Genomic DNA, 21,180 nt, shown 5'->3' with positions numbered 1-21,180 from the left:
CTGATGCAGTTTTCTCTTCAAAGTCCGGTCACAGAATTGCCAAAAATCGGTTTCAAAACCGCCTCTTTGCTTGAAAAGCTTGGTATAAAAACACTAGCAGATCTGCTCTTTTATTTTCCCAGCCGTTATGAAAATCTGCAGGACAAAAAGCTCATTTCCAATTTGCAGCCGGAACAAAAGGCGAGTATTGAGGCCCAAGTTTGGCAAGTCAAAACAATTCGGACTTACGCTGGGAAGTTTTTGACTACAGCGCTTTTAAATGACGGAAGTGGTAGTGTTGAGGCAGTTTGGTTCAACCAACCTTATTTGGAAAAAATGCTCAAAAACCTTTCAAGAGTCCACCTTGCTGGAAAAGTGAGTCTCTACCGAGGTAAACTCACTTTTGTCAGCCCAACCTGGGAACTTGAAAGAGAAGTGGTCCTGCACACTGCACCTCTTGTACCGGTTTATCCCCAAACTGCGGGCTTAAATTCAAGGTGGCTACGGGAAAAGATAAAGTTCCTTCTTGACTCTTTTTCTGAGCAGCTTTTAGACTCCTTGCCGGAAGCAATTTTGAAAAAAGAGGGTCTTCCAACTCTGCTTGAAGCCTTAAAAGACATTCATTTTCCCAAGGCCTTAGAAGCTGCCAAAAGAGCCAAAAGGCGCTTTGCTTTCGAAGAATTGTTCCTACTACAACTCGCCAGTTTAAAGAGAAAAAGAGTAAATCAAGAAAAGCAAAAAAGACCGGCTTTTGAAATTCCGGAAAAGGAAATTGAAAAGTTGATAAAGTCTCTGCCTTTTAAACTAACCAATTCGCAACTGAAAGCCACCAAGGAAATCTTGGCAGATCTTCGAAAAACCCAAGCGATGAATAGGCTCTTGCAGGGTGAGGTTGGGAGTGGAAAGACAATCGTGGCCGCCCTAGCTGCCTTTGTGGCCGGTAGCAACGGGCAGAGAACTATCTTTATGGCTCCAACTGAAATCCTTGCTAAACAGCACTTCAGGAGCCTAGAAACAGTCTTTTCAAAGACTCCTTTTTCGATTGGACTAGCTACTGGAGCCGAAAAAACTAAAGTTGCCGCCACTGTTTTGGTAGGAACTCAGGCCTTACTGAATCTAGACTTCAAAAAAAGTGAAATCGGCTTGGTCGTCATTGACGAACAACACCGCTTCGGAGTAGAACAACGCAGCAAACTGCGGCAAAAGGCTCTAATACCCAATGTTTTAACCCTAAGCGCGACCCCAATTCCTCGTACTCTAGCGCTAATTTTTTTTGGAGAGCTGGAGGTTAGTGTTTTGGAGGACCTGCCGGCAGGTAGAAAAGTGGCCAAGACACGCTTGGTCGGCCCAGAGAAGAGAGACGCTGCCTATGATTTTATTCGCAAACATATCAAAGCTGGCGAACAGGCCTTTATCGTCTGCCCTTTGATTGAGGAATCAGAAACCCTTCAAAGTCTCCGTTCGGTCAAAAAGGAGTTTGCTTTTTTAAGTGAGGAAATTTTTCCTGAGTTTGAGATCGGGCTTCTTCATGGCAAACTGTCCTCAAAAGAAAAGGGTCAAGTCTTGGATCGCTTCCGAAGTAACCAAGACCAGATCCTGGTAGCAACTCCTGTCGTTGAAGTTGGTATTGATATTCCCAACGCAACGATAATTTTGATTGAAGGAGCGGACCGTTTTGGTTTGGCAAGCCTGCATCAGCTTCGGGGGCGAGTCGGTCGGAGGGAGAGACAGTCTTTCTGTTTACTTTTCTCAGATGGAGAGAACCTGGCACGGTTAAAAAAGATGGAAACTCTGACCTCCGGCTTTGCTCTAGCAGAGACCGACTTGAGCTTTCGCGGACCAGGACAGGTCTTTGGTCAGCTTCAAGCCGGGCTACCGGATTTAAAGGTAGCTTCTCTCACTGATACTATTTTGATCAAGAAAGCACGAGCTTGGGCCGAAAAATTGCTCCAAGGAGGGGGAAGAGAGTTGAGCGCCTCTCTGCAAAACAGTCTGGATAAGAAAATAAAAGATCTCGGTTTTGATTAAAAAAAGATCAAATTGATTGACAGCATAGAGCAGTTTAAATATAATCTTCTTCGATATGACACCATTACCAAAGAAAAAACTATCTCGACTTCGTCAAGGAAGAAGGAGAGCTGGTATAAAATTGCAGGAAATCAGCTTAACTAAGTGTCCTAACTGCGGCGCAGACCGTCTCCCTCACTCTGCTTGTCCAAATTGTGGGATGTATCGTGGACGTTTGGTTACTATCCCGGAAACAAAAACAAAAGTAAGAAGAGTTTCTGGGGAGTAATTTTCATGAAACAAGAAACTGACCCAAGACATGAAGCTAGAAAAGTTGCCTTGCAGGCTCTTTTTGAATGGAGTTTTAACTCAACCAACATAAAAACGATCAGTGAAAGAGATATCGAGGAATACTCAAGAGTCGACCGTGAGGAAGCCTCAATCAACGTTGATAAAGACCTGGCTTTATTTTTAGTTTCGGGAATCACGGAAAATCTCGATAGTCTTGATAAAATCATTGAAGAGGCTGCCCCCGAATGGCCAATTGAGCAAATTGCCAAAATTGATCTGGAAATACTGCGGATTGCGATTTTCGAAATTTATATTGCTAGAAGTGTTCCTCCCAAAGTCGCTATTGATGAAGCTGTTGAGCTTGCCAAAGCTTTCGGTGGAGAAAACTCTTCAAAGTTTGTCAACGGAGTCCTGGGAACAGTTGTGAAACAACTTTTGCCGGAAATTGAGGGGACCAAGAAAACCAAAAAATGAGTACTTTTGAAAAAATTAGGAAAATAGTTGCTAACCACCTCGGGGTTGATGAAGCCGAGATCAGTTCTGAATCTCATTTGCAGGATGACCTAAACTCCGACCCACTTAGTATGGCAGATTTGGTTGTTAGTCTTGAAGATGAGTTTAATGTGAAAATCTCCCCTGAAGAAAATGGCAAATTTAACACTGTCGGGGACATTGAAATCTTTATCGCTGATCAAATTGGAGAAGTTTAGCTGGCTGTTGGTAAATAATGATTGAAATTTCAATCACTACTCACTAATCACCAACTACAACAAAAAAGTGTTTGAGGAACTAGAAAAAAAGGTAAAACTAAAATTTAAAAACAAAGAGCTGATCAAAACTGCTTTTACTCACCGATCTTATTTAAACGAGCACCCAGGTGAAAATCTAGCCCACAACGAAAGGCTTGAGTTTTTAGGAGACTCGATTCTGGGTTTTGTCGTTTCTGAGCACCTCTATCACAAATTTCCGGAAAGTGCGGAAGGGGATTTGACCAATTTCCGCTCCGCTTTGGTAAACGCACGCAGTCTGGCCCAAATATCGGCCCAACTTGGGCTCGGCGAGCATCTTTTGCTTTCCAAGGGAGAAGAGGCAACAGGTGGCAGAAACCGGCAGTACCTTCTGGCTAACACTTTTGAATCTTTTTTAGGGGCAATTTATCTAGACTCTGGTTTAGAAAAAGCGCGAACCTTTGTGGAAAAGTTTTTACTTCCCACGATCGATGAAATTGTCAATCAAAAACTTTACAAGGATTTTAAGAGTCTTCTTCAGGAAGAATCTCAGGAAAAACTCTCGGTCACCCCAATTTACAAAATCATCAGCGAAGAAGGTCCGGATCACTCTAAAACTTTTCGGATGGGAGTTTATTTCGATGAAAAACTCGTCGCCGAAGGTCAAGGCTCAAGCAAACAGCGCGCCGAGCAGGACGCAGCCGAGAAAGCACTTGCAAACTTTCCCAAAATGATCTAAAATCCCGCGATAATGGTAAAAATCAGACTTAGCCGTGTTGGAAGTAAAAACCAAGCCAAGTATAGAATCATCTCTGCTGATGAGTCTTCTCCTCGAGATGGAAAATTCCTAGAAATACTCGGCAACTATGATCCAACTGTCAACCCACCCAAAATCCAGGTGAACAAAGATCGTTTTGATTACTGGATTTCTGTGGGTGCCCAGCCCACGGAGGCAGTGGCCAGTTTAATCAAAAAGCTATGAAGGACCTTCTCCGCTATTTAGTTGAAAACATTGTTGACGAAACCGAAGCGATTCAAATCTCCCAAAGTGATGAAAACGGAACTCAAATACTACATTTAAAGGTTGCCTCGGCAGAAACTGGGAAGATCATCGGCAAAGGCGGTAAAGTGATCAAGGCTCTCCGAGCTGCTTTGAAAGTCAAAGCAATACCAGCACGAAAACGACTTCACTTGGTCCTTGAAGACTAGATCCAATGCCGAAACTGCGTTTTGACATCCTTACTCTTTTTCCCCAGTTTTTCGCTAGCCCCCTGAAGGAAAGTTTGCTTCAGAAAGCTCTCGCCAAAGATCTTTTAGAAATAAATTTGCTAGATATCAGGGACTTTGGTGAGGGGCCTCACAAAAAGGTTGATGATTCTCCGTTTGGTGGTGGAGAAGGTATGGTTCTGCGTGTTGATGTTTTGAGTAAAGCTCTCTCTTCTGTGAAAAGGACCAAAAACTCACAAGTCATTCTCCTCAGCCCAGGCGGGACAAGACTGACTCAGAAACTTGCCGCCGAACTTGTACAAAAGGAGCAGTTAATTTTGGTCGCAGGTCGCTATGAGGGAGTAGACCAGCGCTTTACTGATCTTTTTGTTGATCAGGAAATTTCCATTGGGGACTATATTTTAAACGGTGGGGAAACTGCCGCTCTGGTCGTTCTTGAAACTGTAGCTCGACTTGTCCCTGGTTTTGTGGGAAAGGAGAAGTCAACGCAGCAGGAGTCTTTTTCGGTTTTTGAGCTTGAGGGTAAAAAACAAATGCTTCTTGAATACCCCCACTATACTAGACCAGCCGAGTTTCAAGGCCAAAAGGTTCCGGAAATTTTACTTTCCGGAAATCATGAGAAAATCAAAAAATGGAGACATGAGACGGCTTTTGAAAAAACTAAGAAAGTCAGACCTGATCTACTCGACTAGGGAAAAGGGTTCTTTACCTTGCCAGTACAGTTCTCACAAGCACTGACTTCACCACTGTAAAGTACAAAGTCACTTTGAAGTTTGTTGTATAAATCTTGTTCTTCACTACTCAAAGAAGGAATATCCTCGGCGACTTGATCCTCGGAAGTAGCCTGATTCTGAACTTCTCTAAAGGGGGCGTTCAAGCTCAGGGAAAAAGTACTTTCTCCGTCAGGATTTGAGTTCGCTGCAAAACTTTCTACGAGAACAATTCTTTTTGCTCGTTCTAGCAGGGTCAAAAACTTTTCAAACCCGGCAATTTCGCCACTCAGTTGGACATTCAAAGTCAACTTGGAACTTTCTTGCGCAGAGGCAAGTTTGGCCGAAGCAGTTGCCACCTTACCTGGCCTTAAGGTCACCGAACTCAAGACCATATTGGAATTTCCTGCCAGTTTTTTTAGTCCTTCAATCAGAGGGGCCAAACCTTTACCCGAGGGAAGGGCCAATTCAACATTGTTCAAACTTTCGACTAGAGCCGCTTCGTTGTTTTTAAGTTGAGCAAGAAAAGAGAGTTTTTCATTTATTCTAGTCAAACGCTGGTCTTTTTGGCGGATAGCGTCGCTTTGATCCTTGATTTTGGTCAACTGTGGAAAAATAACAAAGGGAACCAAACCAAAGATAACCAGAAAAGTAACTATCGGTATGAGGTAACCGTAAAATTCGTCTAGGTTCAGGTTTTGGAGTTTCATGGGGTTTTCTCCTCTCTGTCAAGCAATCCTGGTTTGGTGTAATTGAGCCGAACCGTAAATTGGTAGCTATTGCTTGTCAAAGAAACTGAGCTAGCCACAACCTTTTCCAAACTTACTGTAGCCTTCTCGTCAGTTAGGTTGTCAAAAAAACGTCCTAAGTTTGAAGAAGTCGAAGCAAAACCGGCCACAGTAATGGCTCCGGCACTACTGAGTTCAACTCTAGAGAGGCTGACTTGTCCTGAAGAAGCTAGAGTAATAATTTGCTTAAAAGCGCGAGCAGTTGACTTGTTGCTGTTCAAATAACCTGTGATTGCTTCCAGCTTACCAATCAAAGCTCTTTGTTTTACTTCAAGTGCGGCGTTTTCTGGAGAAGTAATTTGGGCTGTCTTTTCGGTGGTTTCCGCAGTCAGAGTTCGATCCCGAGCGCTCAAGAAAAGCTGATAGCCAAAAAGGGCAATGATGATCCCCGCCACTGCCAAAAGTGAGGCAACAGCAGCCACGCTGATCTTTCTCTTGTAAACATCCTTTTTAATTTCAGTTTCCGCAACTTGCGGAAGAAGATTGATAGAGTCCATTTTAAATCGTTTTCAGAGCTAAACCTACCGCCACCGGATAGGAAACCGCGTCCTCAGTCAACTTTTGTGACAAAGATGAAGGTAGGGAGATCCCATCCCAAGGGTTTCCCAGCTGCACTTCCAAACCCAAAATTTCTGCCAAATAAACAACCAGGCCCGGCAGTTTAGCTGTACCACCAGCCAAAACTACTCTTTTGACACTACTTTCCGGGTGCCGGGTAGTGTAATAAGCCAGGGCACGCCGAATCTCATTGACAATAACGTCAAAAATTGGCTTTATAGCTTGCAAGACTTTGCCTTCCAGTTGGGTCGCATCCAGTCCGTAAGTCTTCATGTACTCAGTGGCCTGATCAACCTCGAAACCAAGGTCCTGGGCAACCCCACGGGCTAGAGCACTACCACCGGTGGCGATTGAACGAGTGAAATTTATTTGATTAGTGGTCACGATCGAAAGATCGGTAGTTGAAGCACCAATACTAACCACCATTGTAGTTGGAGTTCCAGCAACTCTTTGCACCAGAGCCCGAACCACGGCAGTGATTTCTGTCTCAAGGGCAATCGCTGACAAACCGGCCATTTTTAAAATCTGTAAGTAATTGTTAATCAGGCTAGTCGGAGCCGCCACCAGCAAAACTTCCATTTTCTGTTTTTTGTCCGGGGTGTTGATAGTGGAAAGGATTTGCCAATCAAGTTTTACTTCACTAATTGGAATCGGAACGTACTGCTCAGCCTCCCACTTGATGGCATTTTTTACTTCAGCTTCGGATAGAACTGGCAGCTCAACCACCCGAGTAAAAATTTGGGATTCCGGCAAAGCAGTCACTACTTTATCAGTCGAAATGTGGGTTTCGCGGTGAAGGGCTTTGATAGCCTCGGCAATTTTTTGATGGTCTTCTTCGGAAGCAGAAGCAATACTGACCGGTGTGTTGACTTGTCCGGCAGCAACAAAACTTGGTCTTTCACTACTACCACCAAGCTGAACTGCTTTGATGCTGTGTGTACCGATATCGAGTCCGAAGTGATTTAGGGCAGACATAGTTCAATAATTAGCCATTAATTACTAAAATTAAGTTTAACAAATTTTGCTTCTAGTGCGCAAGAGTTTCGTGCACTTACTTGGTCAGGGGTTGGTTGCTACCGTTAAAAAGTACGTAGTCAAAAATTGCCGGTAGCGAGGGGTAAGGCTGGATAACACGCAATTTTCGTGTGACACCAGAAGCAGTGCGCCCGGTTGATTCAACTACAAAACCTTGTGGTGGCAAAGCCGCCCCAGCCTGAGGACGCACGCCAATCGGTTCTGAACGCGATACTCCTGCGGTATGGTTGTAAAGCGGCCTGATGCGAAGCATGACTTTAACCGTATCAACAGCAACACTACCAGCGGTGTTCACACAATTTGTGCCACTGTTGGGAGAATAAAGTCCGTTGCTGACGTTGATAGTAGCTTTGTATTTAAATTTTTTGAGTTGGTTGTCGAGGTTGGCTGCCAGTTGGTTTTGTGAGTTTGGATTGCCAGTCGGTTGAGCTGGGTCCAGAACAATCACGTTGGCAGAGCAAAAGTTGTTGCCGGATGCTCCAGCAGCTCGAGAACTGTCTGGATCAAAAGCCCACTTGGTGATCGAATAATTTCCCGAAGAATAGTAAATCAGTGAAACCTCAATGGCGGTCGCCGGAGGCTCAGCTGAGGCTGGGTCCTGCCAGTAAATATCAACTGTTGCCGGACTGCATGGTCCCGAAACGCAAGTTCCGTAAGCCCCACCTCCCAGATTGTTAAAATTGTTCAGGAGAACGAATTGGGCCACATCATCTTTGGCGATGTTGTCGGCAAAAGCATAAAATCCATCGGTCCCGCTCTGAAAAGGTTTGCCGCTGACAACAGCATTGGTCTGGTTGACCGCACTAAAATCCAGACTAAAGGCGACACTACCAGCCGATTGGGAAATCTTTTTTAGAGCTGATTCAACTCCAGCCTCAGCCGCGAAATAAGCACGGTTGGATTCTTCTGAGGTAGTAGTAGTTCTGATATCAGTCAGAGTTCGACTCGCTACCGAAAGAACAATAGCGATCCCAACTACCAAGACTAAAAGGAAGACGATGAGGATTTGGCCTTTTTGCTTCTGTGTTTCTTTTTCTGGCAGGTTCATCAAAATGATCTTTCTCTAAAAATTGTAATGAAGTTGGCTTGTCTCTGTCAAGCTCTCTGGCAATTTAGTACGACCTCAAACCAACTGTGGTGGTGAAACGCACGTCGGTTTGGGACAGGTCGGTTTTGTTGCCTTGATTGACGTGAGCATCGGCACCTTCTCGTGCTTGAAAATCAAGTTTCAAAAGATGAACTTGACTGGTATCTTCAACACTGATAATGCAAGGAGTGGTAATGCTGACTCCGTCAGTACTACTCGTATTGGTCAGTGCTACTGCTAGGGAAGTAGCCGAAGGGTTGCTTCCACGCATGAAGCGCCCGTTCTGGCGTGGGCTGACAGAAGCATCCTCCGTCAAACAAAGCCAGTAAACTTGATCTCCACTTCGATAAGTAAAGCGCACTCCGTAAGAAGTAAGACCCGCTCCGGTGTAACCAGCCGAGGAAAGAAGGAAACTTAAGCTCGCATTGCTAGTATCTAGTGAGCAAGGTGGAGAAGCACTGATTCCGCCCGGACACATTGTTTCTGCCTGTATCGCGCTACGAGCATCTCTTTCGAAGGTGTCAATCACCAGAGCGGCGTTTTGGCGGATTTCGGTAGTTAAGTTAGTTTTGTTTTGGTTGCGCAAAATGGTGATAAAAACTTGGGCAGCAATACCCAGCAACAAGCCGAGGATTGCCGTCACGACCAGCATCTCAATCAGTGTAAACCCACCTTCGGTGGGACTACTTTTTGCCTCTGCAAAATGCAGTCCTGAACGTAGTGAAGGTTTATTTTTTCTCTCAAAACTCGAAAAATTGAACCCGTTTTCTTTATTTAATGCCAGTGCAGTTTTTTTCATATTCTTGAGGTGACACAATCATACAAGGTAATTTTGTGGGTACCTGACTGATCAGTCCAAGTGACCAGGACCAAAACACTTTTAACCTCATTGGCATTTAACACTAGGGGAGCCGTGAAACCAGGTAACGGGACTGCGCCTCCTGAGCCGCTATTTTGGAAACAACCGTTGACTCCAGAGGCACCGGCAATATCATAAATTTCTACTTGACGGCTGACTACAATCCCTCCAGTTCCCGGGGCGGTTGTGCTCCCAGCTTCAGCAGTTCCCAAACTTGCTCCGTCCAAACACCAAACAACGGCGCCACAAGCAGGAGTCAGAGTCCCACCGTGAGTACCGAGGGGTTGAACTAGATCAAGACGCAGAGGGTTGAGTGTCCCAGCGACACCGGCCTTGTAAAGGTCGCTCCACTTTGAGACCCCGGCAACACCAGAGTTGCGGATATCCCCATCGTTAAGTTTAATTTGTCTGACCGCCTCCTGTCCTTCTTGAGCAAATTTGGCAGCCACCTCAGCAATTTTTGAGGAGTTCGCATTTTGGTTGGTACGAGAAGTCAAACTAACCAACGCAGTGATAATAATTAAAGCCAAGGCAATCGCCACCACCACTTCGATCAAGGTTTGCCCTTTTTGTTTTCTAAAGATTTTTAAATCCATTATTTTCTTGCCTCGGAAATATTACCGTTATTTTCAATGTAAACGTAATAAACAACGTTGGTTGCGTTTCCAGATAGTACTAAGCGAACCTTAGCACAAGTAAAAATATTCCCCGACGGAGGGGGAAAGGTGCTTAGTGCGCTTGTTGTCAAAACGAAGTTGTAAAAACCAACGTTGCCGGCAATAGTGGTATCGGTTTTGTTGACCGTCAAAAATTCAAGGCTTAAAGCTATATTACCAATCGAACAAGCCCCTCCGGCTGAATTTAGCAGATCAATAGACTGCAAACGTGAACCAACTGGCAGAGCCTTGATTACATCTGTCCCGGCGCGGTACTGTGGAGTAACCGGTGGGTTCGGAGTGATAACACCGTCAAGTTTGCAGCGTTGGTTAATAACATAATAGTTTTGGTTGGGGCGGTCTGCAGAAAGGTTTGAGGTACTAAAAGTAACGTAATAGCCAATCAAAGTGTAATCATCTTTACCATCGGCTCCAACAGAGCCGGTGTCGTTGTTAAAAGAGTCGGCCCGACAGGTAGCGTCCTTGCGCCCGGCAATGGAATCGGTTTTGGCAGCCCGTAGATCTGATTTAATGTTGAGAGCAGCAATTTTGACCGTCTGGCTACGGTTGAAACTGTTGTAAGAGGCCACCGCAACCGAGGTCAGAATACCGATGATCGCCACCACTACAAGGAGTTCGACCAGGGTAAACCCTCGCTGAGTCTCTGGGCTATTTTTCTTCGCTCCACTCAGAAAATTAAACCCCGCTTCGGCTCGACTGCTTTTCCTCTTCACATTAGGAAAAGTAATCCCTTGCTGCGCAAGCGACTGCTTTGCTGAGAGCAAAGTAAACCCAAACTCAGGAAAACTTTTTTTATAGTTAAATTTCAAGCTCGTCGGGGAGGGCAGATTCATCTAATATTAAGAGTAACAAAATTCCCTGACTCTTTCAAATCTCTTACTGAGGGTTGTCGAGCCGGTAGTTGTAGACCCCGTTCCCGGGCCAATCATAGCAACGAACAAAATTGTATCTATCTTTTTCATCCGCAGCAATAGTCGGTGGAATTTCCAGCACCGCCATCAAGGCATAACCCTCGTTGGGAAGTTTGGTATAAAAATAGTCTTTGTAAGTGCCGCTAAAAGAAGGGTCGGCGGGAAATTCGTTCTCCGGAAAATAAGGTTTCAAAACAGTGATGACTTCACTATGCAGGACGGAAACAATTCGACCGCAAACCCCAATCGTTCCTGGGTAAGTGTTGCCGTTTTTGTCATAGTAGCGCTGCAGGGCTTCTTGTAGTCTCTTCAAATCGTTTTTTCTAGTCTCATCTTTTTTAGCTCGGATAAAGTTAAAAAGTGAGTACTTGGACAGAGAAAAACTTGGGTTGTAGTAGGAGTAAACGTTGAGGGCTGCAAAAATCAGGGCAAGCAAAATTATAATCCCAATCAAACCAAGACCTTTTTCTTTTTGATGAGTCAGCATGGGAAAATCCTAGTCACTACAAAGAGCAAAATTGACGGTTGGTACCGAGGGATTGTTGACCGTGATGACACTAGTTCCAGTGTTGATCGCCCCACATTTCGTGTAAGAATTAGTATCATCAGTGCTCGGGTAGGAAAGGTTGGTCAACAGACGGTAGCTTTGATACGGGTAGGGACCATCAAAAACTTGGTAATAGTAGCCACCCGTGGTAAAAGTAGGGTTCTTCGGCAAAGCTTTGATATAGGAGGTGTCCGAGGTCGTGCAGCTCGAGCTTCCATTCGAGCTCCAGGCGGTCGTGCCAGTAAAACTCAAGAGAGTTCCGTCGGAACCGGAAAGACTCCAGCAGTAAAGCTTACCTTCGTTATTGTTTCTCGGGTAATACTTGTAGTCATTGTAAAACTGCTGCAGGGCCACTCGCATCGCCTGTAAATCACTGCGGCGGCGTGTATCCTGCGATTTACGAATGACTTGAACTGGATCCACGGCGACGATGACGAGAGTAACCAGAATTCCAATCACCGCAATGACAACAAGCAGTTCAACTAGGGTAAACCCACGTTGAAACGCGGGACTATTTTGCTTGCGCAAATTGAAGCCTTTTGCATTGTCACTACCTTGAAAGAGTCTTTTGAGTAAAGAAAATTTTGTTTTCATTTTGAAAACTGCTGACTACAAACCTCTCCTGCTTATAGCCACTAGTTTGGGTGTTACCCAAAACCAAACTAGTTGTCAAGATTACGGACAGCGTCCCGCAACACTACCTGGCATGGTTCCGGATTGCTCCTGGACAGAACCAGCAGCTGTCGAAACCCCACCAGTCGGAGTACCGTTGGTTGAGGCTCGATAGTTGTACCAGTGCGGAGTCGCACCACTAGTCGCCCCTTGCTGGGAAACACAAATATCTGTAGTACCAGCGTTAGCTTCAATGGTCACTCCATTAGCAGGAGTACCGTAGGTCGAAAGAGTTCCTCCAGCAGCGATATCAGCACATCCGGTGCCTGCGGTCGCGGAATAAAGTACTGCTGAGCTAGTCGTTGGTGCTCGTTGAGTGATACAAGTCTGAATCAGGGTCCCGGTCGAACGAACGTTGGCCGAAGCCCGTCTGTCAGCCGCGTCAGCTAGTCTTTGGATTGGATTGATGGCCACGATGACGATCAAAACCAAAACTGCGATGATAGCGATGACGACCAAAAGCTCGACCAAGGTGAATCCTTTGTCTTTCTTTGCACCCCTCATACCTTCAAGATGAGAACGTAGTTTATCTATCATTACGTTTCTCACCCCCTTTCAACAGCAAGTATCCAATTTTTTCAATTTGGGAAATCTTGGGAAAATTCGGGCAGGATATTTTCATTTCATTAAACTCAAGTAAAGGTTTAGCAACTGGTCACCATAAAAGAGCCCAACTAGACCTCCTAGCGCTAAAAATGGACCAAAAGGAATCGTCTCTTTCAAGCCCTTTTTGCTAGCTAAAATAAGCATAACAGAGGCTAGCGCACCTGTCAAGAAAGCTAGTGCTAGCCCGACCAGAGCTGCCGGAAAACCAAGAGCAAGGCCGAGCAGAAAACCAAGTTTGACGTCTCCCAGGCCCATGGCTCGACCGCGGGTCAAGAAAATTAACAACAAAAAGAAGCCGGCAATGCCCGCTCCAAGCAGAAGGGCGGCGGCCAAGCCCAAAAGATCGTCCTTGACTAAATTGCCAAAATAACCACTCTCCAATAAATAATGTCCCAGACCAGTGTCATTTTTGAGAGTAAAGTAAGTTGTCGTTGCTCGGTAAGCAATATCAAGGCTTTTGTAGATAAAAGTGAAAGCAATCGCTGGCAAAACAATCCGGTCAGGAATAATTCCCCACGACAAGTCAGAGGCGGCGAGGGCGAGAAAAACCGAAACAATGAAGAAAGTATAGATGGCAAAGCCGACATTAACGGGCAGGAGAAAGTCTGGGTTGAGACGGGGGAGAAGCCAAAGTCCAGCAAAAACAAAGCTTAGCGCAAAAATTAGCTCGACCAAAGGGTAGCGCGGCGAGATCTTCTTTTTGCAGGCCAAACATCGACCTTTCTGCAGCAAGTAACTAACAAGAGGAACTAGCTCCCAGGCAGAAAGTTTGTGACCACATTTGGGGCACTGCGAACGGCCAAGCAAGCTTTTGTTTTCGGTATAGCGCCAGTTGAAAGCGTTGACAAAAGAGCCAATACAAGCACCAAAAACAAAAAGAAAGGGTAGTAAAAGCATTTCTGTAGTCATCATTTTTAGGGAACCAAAGATAAATCGGTTCCGATCTCATAACGATCGACTCTGGTTCCGCCGTCAGTCGCCATTTTTGCTAGCAAAGCCTTACTTTCAAAACTGGCGGTAATTTTAAACTTACCATCCTGCCCGGGAGTAAAGGTATAAACAAACGGGTCTTTGTTGAGCGGATCTATCGGCAGAGTAAGTAGGGGAGTCCTGCCAATACCAGCGTTCAGAGATAGATCAATTGGTACCCAGCCCGGGCCACCCACAGATTGGGAGTTTATCACCAAAGCCTCGCTGGCACCGATTCTGACCCCCTGGTGCGCAAAAACTGTTTGACCGAGACTACAGTTGTCACAGAGTCTCGCTTCCGAGGGGTTATTGCGCAAATAAAGTTTGACTGCCTTTTGCAACTCATCGAGTTGAGAAATTCTTTTCCGATCACGGTCTTCACGCAGCTTTTCCAAAGGATTAATCAAATAAATACCGACTGAACCAAGCAGAACAACAACAAAAAGCAAGACAAAAATTATCAGTAGTGAAAAGCCTCTTTCTCTTTGGAGGACCATTTTAAAAGGCACTGGTAATCGAGTAAATTGGCAGAATAATCGAAATCACAAGCAACCCCACCATGATACCCAGTACCACCATAATGATTGGCTCTAGAGCAGTGGTCAGATTTTTGACTTGCTGTTCAACTTCAACTTCGAAATAGTGAGACAGTTTTCCGAGAACATCATCCATTTTCCCTGTTTCTTCACCCACAGCCACCATTTGGGGCAAAATCGCCGGAAATTCGGGTTCTTGGGCCATCGCTTTGGAAAGAGCAGCTCCTTTTTCAACCAAAGTCGCCGAGCGCTTAACGGCTTGGCGGTGAATCGCGTTGGTAGCCACTTCACCAGAAATTTTTAGGGCCTCCAAAATCGGCACTCCGGCGGCTACTAGTGCACCCAAAGTCCGTGTCAGCTCGGTCAACGAGGTTTCTCGGTTCAGCTTACCCATTACCGGCAGACGCATCAAAATCCGGTCGATGACTAGAGCTCCCTGAGGAGTTCTGCGATAACGCCGGTAGGCAATCACCAAACCAACAATAACCAGAATCAAAAGCCACCAAAAGGTAGCCAAAAATTTGCTCAGTCCAATCAAAATTAAAGTCGGTAGAGGAAGAGAAATATTCAAACCAACATAAAGATCGGTCAGCTTTGGCACCACAAAAATCATAATTATGCCCGTCACCAGAGCCATAGCGATCAAAATAATCACTGGATAAACAAAGGCTCCTTTTACTTTACCCTGAAACTCTCTTTCTTTCTCAAGATTGTCGGCAAGGTCCTGCAAAACTTTGTCCAGAGTACCTGAGGCTTCACCAGCTTTGACAATATTTATGTAGGCGGCTGAGAAAACGTCGGCATGTTTGGCCAGAGCAGCAGAAAAAGTACTACCAGCCTGGATATCATCGGCAATATTGGTGATAATTTCTAGCATTTTTTGATTTTCAGTTTGTTTTTTCAGTACCACTAAAGAATCACTCAAAGGCAGTCCCGAAGTGATCATTGTCGCCAGTTGACGAGTAAAGTTGGCCTGCACGGAAAGACTAACCCCTTTGAAGAAGCTAAAAGCGAGGGCTTTGCTTTTTTCCTCGATGCTGATGACGACAAAACCACGTTCATGGAGAATCGCACTAGCAGCCCGAGGATCAGCTGCCTCAATAATGCCTTGTTTGGTTAGGCCTTTGTCGTCTTTAACTAAGTACGTATATTGTTCCATTTAGATTTTCATTCTTTCGTCACTTTTTTTAGCTCCCTCATCAACTCTTCGGGTCGCAAACTAAAGCTTTGGGCTACTTCCAAAGTAATCTTGTTGGAGCGGACTAGATCAGCCAAAGAACTATCCATCATCACCATCCCAATTCCAGTTGAGGTCTGGATGATATTGTCGATCAAATGCGACTTTCCTTCTCGGATGACGTTGCGGACCGCGGAGTTGGCAAGCAAAATCTCTACCGCCGGCCAACGGCCACTGCTTGCACCTGGTATCAGCCTCATTGAAACAATCGCCTCCAAGACTTGAGAAAGTTGTTGGCGGACCTGTTCTTGTTGATTTTCCGGAAAGACCCCAACGATACGATCAATACTTTGAGCGGCTGAGTTGGTGTGCAAGGTGGCAAAAACTAGGTGTCCAGTTTCAGCAATAGTTAGCGCCGCCTCAATTGTTTCGTAGTCTCGCATTTCTCCGATCAAAACTACATCAGGATCCTCACGTAAAACAGAGCGGAGTGCAATTTCCCAACTGTGTGTATCCAAATGCATTTCCCTCTGGGCGATCAGGGATTTCCTAGACGGGTAAACGTACTCAATCGGATCCTCAATCGTCACGATATGGGCAGAGCGGTTTTCATTGATTTCATTGATAATCGAGGCGATCGAAGTCGATTTTCCGTGTCCTGTCGGACCAGTCATCAAAATAAAACCCTGGCGCAATTTTGAAAAATTCCCCAAAACTTTCGGCAGGTGCAGTTCCGAAAGGCTCGGAATTTTGGAGGGAATCAAACGCAGAGCGGCTGACAAGTAGCCTTTTTGATAAAAAGCGTTGACACGAAAACGGGCGATTTCTCCTAGAGCAAAAGAAAAATCAATTTCTTTATTGGTTAAAAGCAGCTCCTTCTGCTCTGGCGAAGTCAAAGAAAGGACCAGTTTTTCAACCACCTCTGGTGTTGGGTTCGGTCCCTTGGTGACTGGTACCAAAGCCCCATCAATTCGCAAAGTTGGGTAGGCACCCACCATCAGGTGGACATCTGAGGCCCCGCGACGTAGTGCTTCTTCTAATAATTCTTGAATTTCCATAATTTCAAAATTCCTTCTTTCTAATTATAAATTTACTTGTTTTGAAATTATATGGTGCTCTAGCAGCATATAATTAACTCCTTGTCGCAAACTAAAATCATTCTTGAGCGACCCTCAAGACTTCCTCAATCGTAGTCAAACCCTCAATTGATTTGAGATAACCGTCCTGTTTCATCGTCACCATTCCTTGATCAACAGCCATTTCCTCAATTTTTGTCGAAGGGGAGCGCTCCAAAATCAATTTCCCAATTTGATCAGTCACAGGCAAAACCTCAAAAATTCCGACCCGACCTTTGTAGCCTGAATCCCCACATTTGTCACACCCTTTGCCACGGTAGAGCACAAGCTTCTTTTTACCTTGAACTTCTTCCACGTCCGCCTCTTCTTCCTGAGAAAGCTTACCCGCAGCCACACCATCCACCAAATTTCCCAAAACTTTTTTGAGATCGTCCTTGATTGGAGTCGGGGGGTCATAGCTTTCCTTACAAGCAACACAAATTTTCCTACAAACCCGCTGAGCCACAACTGCACTCATCGAGGAAGCCAGCAAAAAGGTTTCACTACCCATTTCCAAAAGTCGCGGTAGAGCTCCAGCCGAAGAGTTTGTATGCAAAGTCGAGAAAACCAAGTGTCCCGTCAGAGCCGCTTGAATCGCCAGCTCAGCAGTTTCAGCATCTCTGATCTCACCAACCATGATTATATTTGGATCCTGGCGCAGAAAACTGCGCAAACCAGAGGCAAAGGTTAATCCGGCCACGGGGTTAATTTGAACTTGGTTTACCCCAGGAATCTGGTATTCAACTGGATCTTCCAGCGTCACAATATTAACTTTGGGGGAATTTATTTTTGATAAGGCCGAGAACAAAGTGGTTGTCTTTCCCGAACCAGTTGGTCCGGTGATCAGAATAATTCCGTGTGGCCTTTGAATATTATCCTCAAAAACTTTAAGAGCTGTACCCCGCAAACCTAAGTCCTGTAGAGTTGGGGCAGAAGCGGCTTTGGGCAAAAGTCGCATGACAATTTTTTCTCCGTGAACTGTCGGCAAAGTGGAAATACGTAAGTCAACTGACTGCTCACCAAGCCTAAAAGTGAAACGACCATCCTGGGGGATTCTTTTTTCATCAATTTTCAAAGCCGAAAGGATCTTGACTCGGCTCACCAAAGCTTCATGAACTTTCCGGGGCAAGACCAGTCTTTCCAGCAAAACCCCGTCAATTCGGTAGCGGACACGCGTCTTGTCTTCCAGTGGCTCAATGTGGATATCACTAGCCCCACCTTTCATAGCGTACTCAAGAAGGGTGGAGACGATTTTTGCCACCGGAGCTTCCTTGATCACCTCTTCAACCTTACTCAAATCCTTAAGCTCTTCTTTGGCTTGAACCGTACCTTGCTCTTCGAGAGCAGCCGTCACTTCTGTGGTCAAATTCTGGGAGTATTGATCAGCTATTGCCTGATTGATCAATTCTTTGGTCGAAATAAACGGCTTAACAATTGTGCCGCTTTTCCTCTCGACAAACTCAGTTACCTGCAAATCAAGCGGGTCAGCCATTGCAACAGAAAGTTGGTTGGTGGTTTTATCAAAATCTATCGGAATCAAAGTGTAGCGCCGAGCAACTGGTTCTGGAAGGAGACTGAGGACTTCAGCAGAAATTGGTTTTTTGTTTGGGTCAACAAAGGGGATATCAAGCAGCTCACCACGAGCCGCAATAATGTCATCGCTAGTAGCAAATTTGTGTTCCAAAATGACATCTTCAACCGGCTTGCCGGTGTTAATCGCCTCAAGTTTCACTAGCGAAAGTTTATCGGCAGTTAGCTTTCCTTTTGAGGCCAAAATGTCTTCTATACCTTTTTCGTCAGTTTGTTCCATTTCAAAGGCGAACCTGCTTGGAATTGCCCTTGAGAAAGGGGCAGAAAACTTCTCTAACAAAGTAGTAGCAGGCGTTAATTCATTTTATAGTCTTATCCGCAGCAATGTCAATTGATATCTGCCCTTTGATAGTTATAATGTAGAGCTGATGCAACAACACTCTTTGCTTATCTCGGGCGCAACTCAAGACAAAAGGGTTGAGTCAGCTGCCAAAAAGGCCGGCGAGAACTCAAGCCAGTTTGACACTTTAATTCTCGACACAGAGGAAGACCCAGGCATCGAAAAAGTACGTGACCTTCTCGGCAAACTTGCCAAAAAACCTTTCAACAGTAAGCTAACCAGCGCAGTTGTTCTTGAGGCTCAAAATTTGAGCCATGAAGCTCAAAATCTTTTTCTCAAAACCCTAGAGGAACCGTCTTCAACTAGCCAAGTCATTCTCACTGCCCCAAGTGAATTTTCCGTCCTGGCTACCTTAAGTTCACGCTGCCAAAAACTTGATCTGGGATTACCAAAAATAGAAATCGCAGAGGAAAGGTTGCAAGGGCTTTTGCAGTTCGGAAGGAGGACTTTGGCTTCAAAAATCGACTTTGCTGAAAACCTAGATCTAGAAGAGTGGGAAAGTCTCTGGAGAGAAGTTCTTCTTTCCAATCTTGGAAGAAAAAGCCTGCCCCAAATCATTCAGTATTTAAGGAAAATTCAGAAAACCAAGGAGTTTTTGCTCAAAAGAGCAAGTCCAAAACTGGCTAAAATCAACCTCATCTTGGACGTACCAAATTTAGACTGAGAGGACAAGCATAAACTTCCGCCTGAATTCAAATTTCCTTGCATTATCCCTACCTTGTTTGCTAGAATGGTAAGGCTGGATTAATAATTAAGAGTTCAGAGTTCAGGATTGTTCTTTCCCTTTTCCCTTTCTGAATTCTGCATTCTAAATTCGTAATTCTTTTTTATTTATGGCGAGCAAATATTCCGCAAAAGATATTCAGGTTCTCGAGGGTCTCGAACCGGTCAGAAAACGACCGGGTATGTATATTGGTTCAACCGACCAAAGAGGTTTGCATCATCTCGTTACTGAGATCGTTGACAACTCTGTCGATGAAGCTTTGGCCGGTCACGCCAGCAAAATCTGGGTTTTTCTTCATGACGACAGCCGAGTAACTGTGATCGACAACGGCCGTGGTATCCCAACTGAGATGCACCCGACTGCCAAAAAAAGCGCTCTGGAAGTAGCTATGACTTATTTGCATGCCGGGGGTAAATTTGGTGGAGAGGGTTATAAAGTTTCCGGAGGACTGCACGGAGTTGGAGCTAGCGTCGTCAACGCTCTGTCAGCCGAAATGGAGGTCGAAGTGCGTCGAGATGGAAAAATCTTTCACCAGGACTACCGCAGAGGTGGGGCGCTCAAACCAGTCGAAGTCATCTCTACGACAAAATTTATAGGGAAAACCAAGGAGGTTTGGGACAATCTCAACACCGGAACCGCCTCAACTTTTCTAGCGGACAAGGAAATTTTTTCGACCCTCGAACTTGATTTTCACATTTTAGAAAAGCAAATTCGCGAAAGGGCCTATTTGGTTGCCGGACTAGCCTTTTCTCTTTTTGATGCTCGTACTGAGACAGCCAAGAACTTTTATTTTGAAGGGGGAATCACTTCTCTAGTTGCCCATTTGAACAAAAACAAAGTCCCTCTGCACCAGCCGATCACTATCAAAAAGGAGGTCAGCGAAGTTTTTGTCGATGTCGCCATTCAGTACAGCGACTCTTTCACCGAAACAGTTGAGTCTTTCGCCAATGTCATCAACACCATTGAGGGGGGAACCCACCTGACTGGGTTTCGCATGGCTTTGACCAGGGCAATCAATGATTATGCGCGCAAAATTGGAGCAGTAAAGGAAAACGAGGAAGGTTTGACTGGTGAGGACGTTCGTGAAGGACTGACTGCGGTAGTTACTATCAAAATGAACTCGGATAAGATTGAGTTTGAAGGGCAAACCAAATCCAAATTGGGCAATGCCGAGATCCAGCCAATTGTGAACTCTGCGGTCAGAGAAAAACTCGAAATCTTTTTTGAGGAAAACCCAAGTGAAGCGCGCCGGATCATGGAAAAAATTGTTCTGGCTGCCAAAGCAAGACTAGCCGCCAAGGCAGCTAAGGATGCAGTCATCAGAAAAGGGGCTCTTGAAGGGATGACCTTGCCAGGAAAACTGGCTGACTGTCAGAGCCGCGAACCTTCCGAATCAGAACTCTATATCGTTGAAGGAGATTCAGCCGCCGGAACTGCCAAACAGGGTCGTGATCGTAAATTTCAGGCGATTTTACCCTTGGGCGGAAAAATTCTTAACACGGAACGGGCGCGCCTGGACCGAGTCATCCAGTTTGAAGAAATCAAGGATCTTATCATTGCTCTTGGCGCTGGAATTGGGGATACCTTCAATATCGAGAAAGTACGTTACCACCGGGTCATTCTGATGACCGATGCCGATGTCGATGGGGAACACATACGAACACTGCTCTTTACTTTCTTTTTCCGCTACATGCCCCAAGTGATTGAAAAAGGTTACCTTTATATTGCCTGTCCGCCTTTGTACAAACTCACTTTTGGGAAAGAGGACTTTTACGCTTACAACGATGGGGAAAAAGACAAACTCGTTTCCGAGCATAAAAAAGAGTCTCGAGCGGTCAGTATTCAACGCTACAAGGGTCTCGGTGAGATGAACGCAGAACAGCTTTGGGAAACTACGATGAATCCCAACCACCGCTTGCTAAAAAAAGTGAATATTGAAGATGCTGCAACCGCTGATGAGGTTTTTAACATGCTCATGGGTGATGAAGTACCCCCAAGGAAGAAGTTTATTCAAAGTCGGGCAAAATTTGCCACCCTTGATATTTAA

Annotated in this window: 25 protein-coding genes; 10 read left to right on the top strand and 15 right to left on the bottom strand. The window is 45.2% G+C overall.

Features of this window, described 5'->3' with window-relative positions; translation table 11 throughout:
- Positions 1–3: 3 nt before the first annotated feature.
- The 8 genes from recG to trmD all read left to right on the top strand — a co-directional run bounded on the left by recG (position 4) and on the right by trmD (position 4,924).
- Positions 4–2,007 (top strand): ATP-dependent DNA helicase RecG, encoded by a 2,004-nt coding sequence (recG, locus tag Q8P13_02955; protein MDP2671401.1) that lies wholly within the window; start codon positions 4–6, stop codon positions 2,005–2,007.
- A 55-nt stretch (positions 2,008–2,062) separates the two neighbouring features.
- Positions 2,063–2,275, top strand: a complete 213-nt coding sequence (rpmF, locus tag Q8P13_02950) for a 50S ribosomal protein L32 (protein MDP2671400.1) — start codon at positions 2,063–2,065, stop codon at positions 2,273–2,275.
- A gap of 5 nt (positions 2,276–2,280) precedes the next feature.
- Complete coding sequence (gene nusB, locus Q8P13_02945; GenBank protein ID MDP2671399.1) at positions 2,281–2,751, top strand: transcription antitermination factor NusB; 471 nt, start codon at positions 2,281–2,283, stop codon at positions 2,749–2,751.
- Complete coding sequence (locus tag Q8P13_02940; GenBank protein ID MDP2671398.1) at positions 2,748–2,987, top strand: acyl carrier protein; 240 nt, start codon at positions 2,748–2,750, stop codon at positions 2,985–2,987. The genes nusB and Q8P13_02940 overlap by 4 nt, the downstream gene beginning before the upstream one ends.
- 67 nt (positions 2,988–3,054) lie before the next feature.
- Positions 3,055–3,744 (top strand): ribonuclease III, encoded by a 690-nt coding sequence (rnc, locus tag Q8P13_02935; GenBank protein ID MDP2671397.1) that lies wholly within the window; start codon positions 3,055–3,057, stop codon positions 3,742–3,744.
- A gap of 12 nt (positions 3,745–3,756) precedes the next feature.
- Positions 3,757–3,987 carry a 30S ribosomal protein S16 gene (rpsP, locus tag Q8P13_02930; protein MDP2671396.1) on the top strand — a complete coding sequence of 77 codons (231 nt, stop codon included), beginning with the start codon at positions 3,757–3,759 and terminating at the stop codon, positions 3,985–3,987.
- Positions 3,984–4,214 (top strand): KH domain-containing protein, encoded by a 231-nt coding sequence (locus tag Q8P13_02925; GenBank protein ID MDP2671395.1) that lies wholly within the window; start codon positions 3,984–3,986, stop codon positions 4,212–4,214. The genes rpsP and Q8P13_02925 overlap by 4 nt, the downstream gene beginning before the upstream one ends.
- 5 nt (positions 4,215–4,219) lie before the next feature.
- A complete protein-coding gene (gene trmD, locus Q8P13_02920) occupies positions 4,220–4,924 on the top strand; it encodes a tRNA (guanosine(37)-N1)-methyltransferase TrmD (protein MDP2671394.1) in 705 nt (234 codons plus the stop codon).
- On the opposite strand, the gene pilO is transcribed toward trmD, so the two are convergent.
- The 15 genes from pilO to Q8P13_02845 form a co-directional block, all read right to left on the bottom strand.
- Positions 4,921–5,652, bottom strand: coding sequence for a type 4a pilus biogenesis protein PilO (gene pilO, locus Q8P13_02915; GenBank protein MDP2671393.1), 732 nt, complete (start codon positions 5,650–5,652; stop codon positions 4,921–4,923). The genes trmD and pilO overlap by 4 nt on opposite strands.
- Positions 5,649–6,227 (bottom strand): hypothetical protein, encoded by a 579-nt coding sequence (locus tag Q8P13_02910; GenBank protein ID MDP2671392.1) that lies wholly within the window; start codon positions 6,225–6,227, stop codon positions 5,649–5,651. Before Q8P13_02910 ends, pilO begins: the two co-directional genes overlap by 4 nt.
- Position 6,228: 1 nt before the next feature.
- The gene (gene pilM, locus Q8P13_02905; GenBank protein ID MDP2671391.1) at positions 6,229–7,263 is read right to left on the bottom strand and encodes a type IV pilus assembly protein PilM; all 1,035 of its coding nucleotides are present in this window, start codon (positions 7,261–7,263) and stop codon (positions 6,229–6,231) included.
- A 76-nt stretch (positions 7,264–7,339) separates the two neighbouring features.
- Positions 7,340–8,371: a hypothetical protein gene (locus tag Q8P13_02900; protein MDP2671390.1), complete on the bottom strand. Its 1,032-nt coding sequence runs from the start codon at positions 8,369–8,371 to the stop codon at positions 7,340–7,342.
- 64 nt (positions 8,372–8,435) lie between these two features.
- A complete protein-coding gene (locus tag Q8P13_02895) occupies positions 8,436–9,209 on the bottom strand; it encodes a prepilin-type N-terminal cleavage/methylation domain-containing protein (protein ID MDP2671389.1) in 774 nt (257 codons plus the stop codon).
- Complete coding sequence (locus Q8P13_02890; protein MDP2671388.1) at positions 9,206–9,865, bottom strand: type II secretion system protein; 660 nt, start codon at positions 9,863–9,865, stop codon at positions 9,206–9,208. Before Q8P13_02890 ends, Q8P13_02895 begins: the two co-directional genes overlap by 4 nt.
- A complete protein-coding gene (locus Q8P13_02885) occupies positions 9,865–10,779 on the bottom strand; it encodes a prepilin-type N-terminal cleavage/methylation domain-containing protein (GenBank protein MDP2671387.1) in 915 nt (304 codons plus the stop codon). The genes Q8P13_02890 and Q8P13_02885 overlap by 1 nt, the downstream gene beginning before the upstream one ends.
- A 43-nt stretch (positions 10,780–10,822) precedes the next feature.
- On the bottom strand, positions 10,823–11,344 hold the full coding sequence (locus tag Q8P13_02880; GenBank protein ID MDP2671386.1) for a hypothetical protein: 522 nt from the start codon (positions 11,342–11,344) through the stop codon (positions 10,823–10,825).
- 9 nt (positions 11,345–11,353) lie between these two features.
- Positions 11,354–11,998: a type II secretion system protein gene (locus Q8P13_02875; protein MDP2671385.1), complete on the bottom strand. Its 645-nt coding sequence runs from the start codon at positions 11,996–11,998 to the stop codon at positions 11,354–11,356.
- An 81-nt stretch (positions 11,999–12,079) separates the two neighbouring features.
- On the bottom strand, positions 12,080–12,613 hold the full coding sequence (locus Q8P13_02870) for a prepilin-type N-terminal cleavage/methylation domain-containing protein (protein ID MDP2671384.1): 534 nt from the start codon (positions 12,611–12,613) through the stop codon (positions 12,080–12,082).
- Positions 12,614–12,694: 81 nt separating this feature from the next.
- The gene (locus Q8P13_02865; protein ID MDP2671383.1) at positions 12,695–13,594 is read right to left on the bottom strand and encodes a prepilin peptidase; all 900 of its coding nucleotides are present in this window, start codon (positions 13,592–13,594) and stop codon (positions 12,695–12,697) included.
- A 2-nt stretch (positions 13,595–13,596) separates the two neighbouring features.
- Positions 13,597–14,160 carry a hypothetical protein gene (locus tag Q8P13_02860; protein MDP2671382.1) on the bottom strand — a complete coding sequence of 188 codons (564 nt, stop codon included), beginning with the start codon at positions 14,158–14,160 and terminating at the stop codon, positions 13,597–13,599.
- The gene (locus Q8P13_02855) at positions 14,150–15,346 is read right to left on the bottom strand and encodes a type II secretion system F family protein (GenBank protein ID MDP2671381.1); all 1,197 of its coding nucleotides are present in this window, start codon (positions 15,344–15,346) and stop codon (positions 14,150–14,152) included. Before Q8P13_02855 ends, Q8P13_02860 begins: the two co-directional genes overlap by 11 nt.
- An 8-nt stretch (positions 15,347–15,354) precedes the next feature.
- Positions 15,355–16,422: a type IV pilus twitching motility protein PilT gene (locus Q8P13_02850; GenBank protein ID MDP2671380.1), complete on the bottom strand. Its 1,068-nt coding sequence runs from the start codon at positions 16,420–16,422 to the stop codon at positions 15,355–15,357.
- A gap of 97 nt (positions 16,423–16,519) precedes the next feature.
- On the bottom strand, positions 16,520–18,289 hold the full coding sequence (locus Q8P13_02845) for a GspE/PulE family protein (GenBank protein MDP2671379.1): 1,770 nt from the start codon (positions 18,287–18,289) through the stop codon (positions 16,520–16,522).
- Between the two features lie 148 nt (positions 18,290–18,437).
- Between Q8P13_02845 and Q8P13_02840 the strand changes: the two genes are divergently transcribed.
- Both Q8P13_02840 and gyrB read left to right on the top strand, forming a co-directional pair.
- Complete coding sequence (locus Q8P13_02840; protein ID MDP2671378.1) at positions 18,438–19,073, top strand: hypothetical protein; 636 nt, start codon at positions 18,438–18,440, stop codon at positions 19,071–19,073.
- Positions 19,074–19,242: 169 nt separating this feature from the next.
- Positions 19,243–21,180: a DNA topoisomerase (ATP-hydrolyzing) subunit B gene (gyrB, locus tag Q8P13_02835; GenBank protein ID MDP2671377.1), complete on the top strand. Its 1,938-nt coding sequence runs from the start codon at positions 19,243–19,245 to the stop codon at positions 21,178–21,180.

It is taken from the genome of bacterium, assembly GCA_030704665.1.
Classification (GTDB): Bacteria; Patescibacteriota; Microgenomatia; order Woykebacterales; family RBG-16-39-9b; genus JAUYID01.
This window is presented reverse-complemented; position numbering and strand designations above follow the sequence as displayed.

Coding starts and splice junctions, on each gene's coding strand:
- rpmF (MDP2671400.1), top strand. CDS start 2,063: ATGACACCATTACCAAAGAAAAAACTATCTCGACTTCGTCAAGGAAGA.
- Q8P13_02885 (MDP2671387.1), bottom strand. CDS start 10,779: ATGAATCTGCCCTCCCCGACGAGCTTGAAATTTAACTATAAAAAAAGT.
- Q8P13_02870 (MDP2671384.1), bottom strand. CDS start 12,613: ATGATAGATAAACTACGTTCTCATCTTGAAGGTATGAGGGGTGCAAAG.
- Q8P13_02865 (MDP2671383.1), bottom strand. CDS start 13,594: ATGATGACTACAGAAATGCTTTTACTACCCTTTCTTTTTGTTTTTGGT.
- Q8P13_02855 (MDP2671381.1), bottom strand. CDS start 15,346: ATGGAACAATATACGTACTTAGTTAAAGACGACAAAGGCCTAACCAAA.
- Q8P13_02925 (MDP2671395.1), top strand. CDS start 3,984: ATGAAGGACCTTCTCCGCTATTTAGTTGAAAACATTGTTGACGAAACC.
- Q8P13_02940 (MDP2671398.1), top strand. CDS start 2,748: ATGAGTACTTTTGAAAAAATTAGGAAAATAGTTGCTAACCACCTCGGG.
- Q8P13_02850 (MDP2671380.1), bottom strand. CDS start 16,422: ATGGAAATTCAAGAATTATTAGAAGAAGCACTACGTCGCGGGGCCTCA.
- Q8P13_02845 (MDP2671379.1), bottom strand. CDS start 18,289: ATGGAACAAACTGACGAAAAAGGTATAGAAGACATTTTGGCCTCAAAA.
- rpsP (MDP2671396.1), top strand. CDS start 3,757: ATGGTAAAAATCAGACTTAGCCGTGTTGGAAGTAAAAACCAAGCCAAG.
- Q8P13_02840 (MDP2671378.1), top strand. CDS start 18,438: ATGCAACAACACTCTTTGCTTATCTCGGGCGCAACTCAAGACAAAAGG.
- nusB (MDP2671399.1), top strand. CDS start 2,281: ATGAAACAAGAAACTGACCCAAGACATGAAGCTAGAAAAGTTGCCTTG.
- Q8P13_02910 (MDP2671392.1), bottom strand. CDS start 6,227: ATGGACTCTATCAATCTTCTTCCGCAAGTTGCGGAAACTGAAATTAAA.
- Q8P13_02895 (MDP2671389.1), bottom strand. CDS start 9,209: ATGAAAAAAACTGCACTGGCATTAAATAAAGAAAACGGGTTCAATTTT.
- gyrB (MDP2671377.1), top strand. CDS start 19,243: ATGGCGAGCAAATATTCCGCAAAAGATATTCAGGTTCTCGAGGGTCTC.
- recG (MDP2671401.1), top strand. CDS start 4: ATGCAGTTTTCTCTTCAAAGTCCGGTCACAGAATTGCCAAAAATCGGT.
- Q8P13_02890 (MDP2671388.1), bottom strand. CDS start 9,865: ATGGATTTAAAAATCTTTAGAAAACAAAAAGGGCAAACCTTGATCGAA.
- pilM (MDP2671391.1), bottom strand. CDS start 7,263: ATGTCTGCCCTAAATCACTTCGGACTCGATATCGGTACACACAGCATC.
- Q8P13_02900 (MDP2671390.1), bottom strand. CDS start 8,371: ATGAACCTGCCAGAAAAAGAAACACAGAAGCAAAAAGGCCAAATCCTC.
- Q8P13_02880 (MDP2671386.1), bottom strand. CDS start 11,344: ATGCTGACTCATCAAAAAGAAAAAGGTCTTGGTTTGATTGGGATTATA.
- pilO (MDP2671393.1), bottom strand. CDS start 5,652: ATGAAACTCCAAAACCTGAACCTAGACGAATTTTACGGTTACCTCATA.
- Q8P13_02875 (MDP2671385.1), bottom strand. CDS start 11,998: ATGAAAACAAAATTTTCTTTACTCAAAAGACTCTTTCAAGGTAGTGAC.
- trmD (MDP2671394.1), top strand. CDS start 4,220: ATGCCGAAACTGCGTTTTGACATCCTTACTCTTTTTCCCCAGTTTTTC.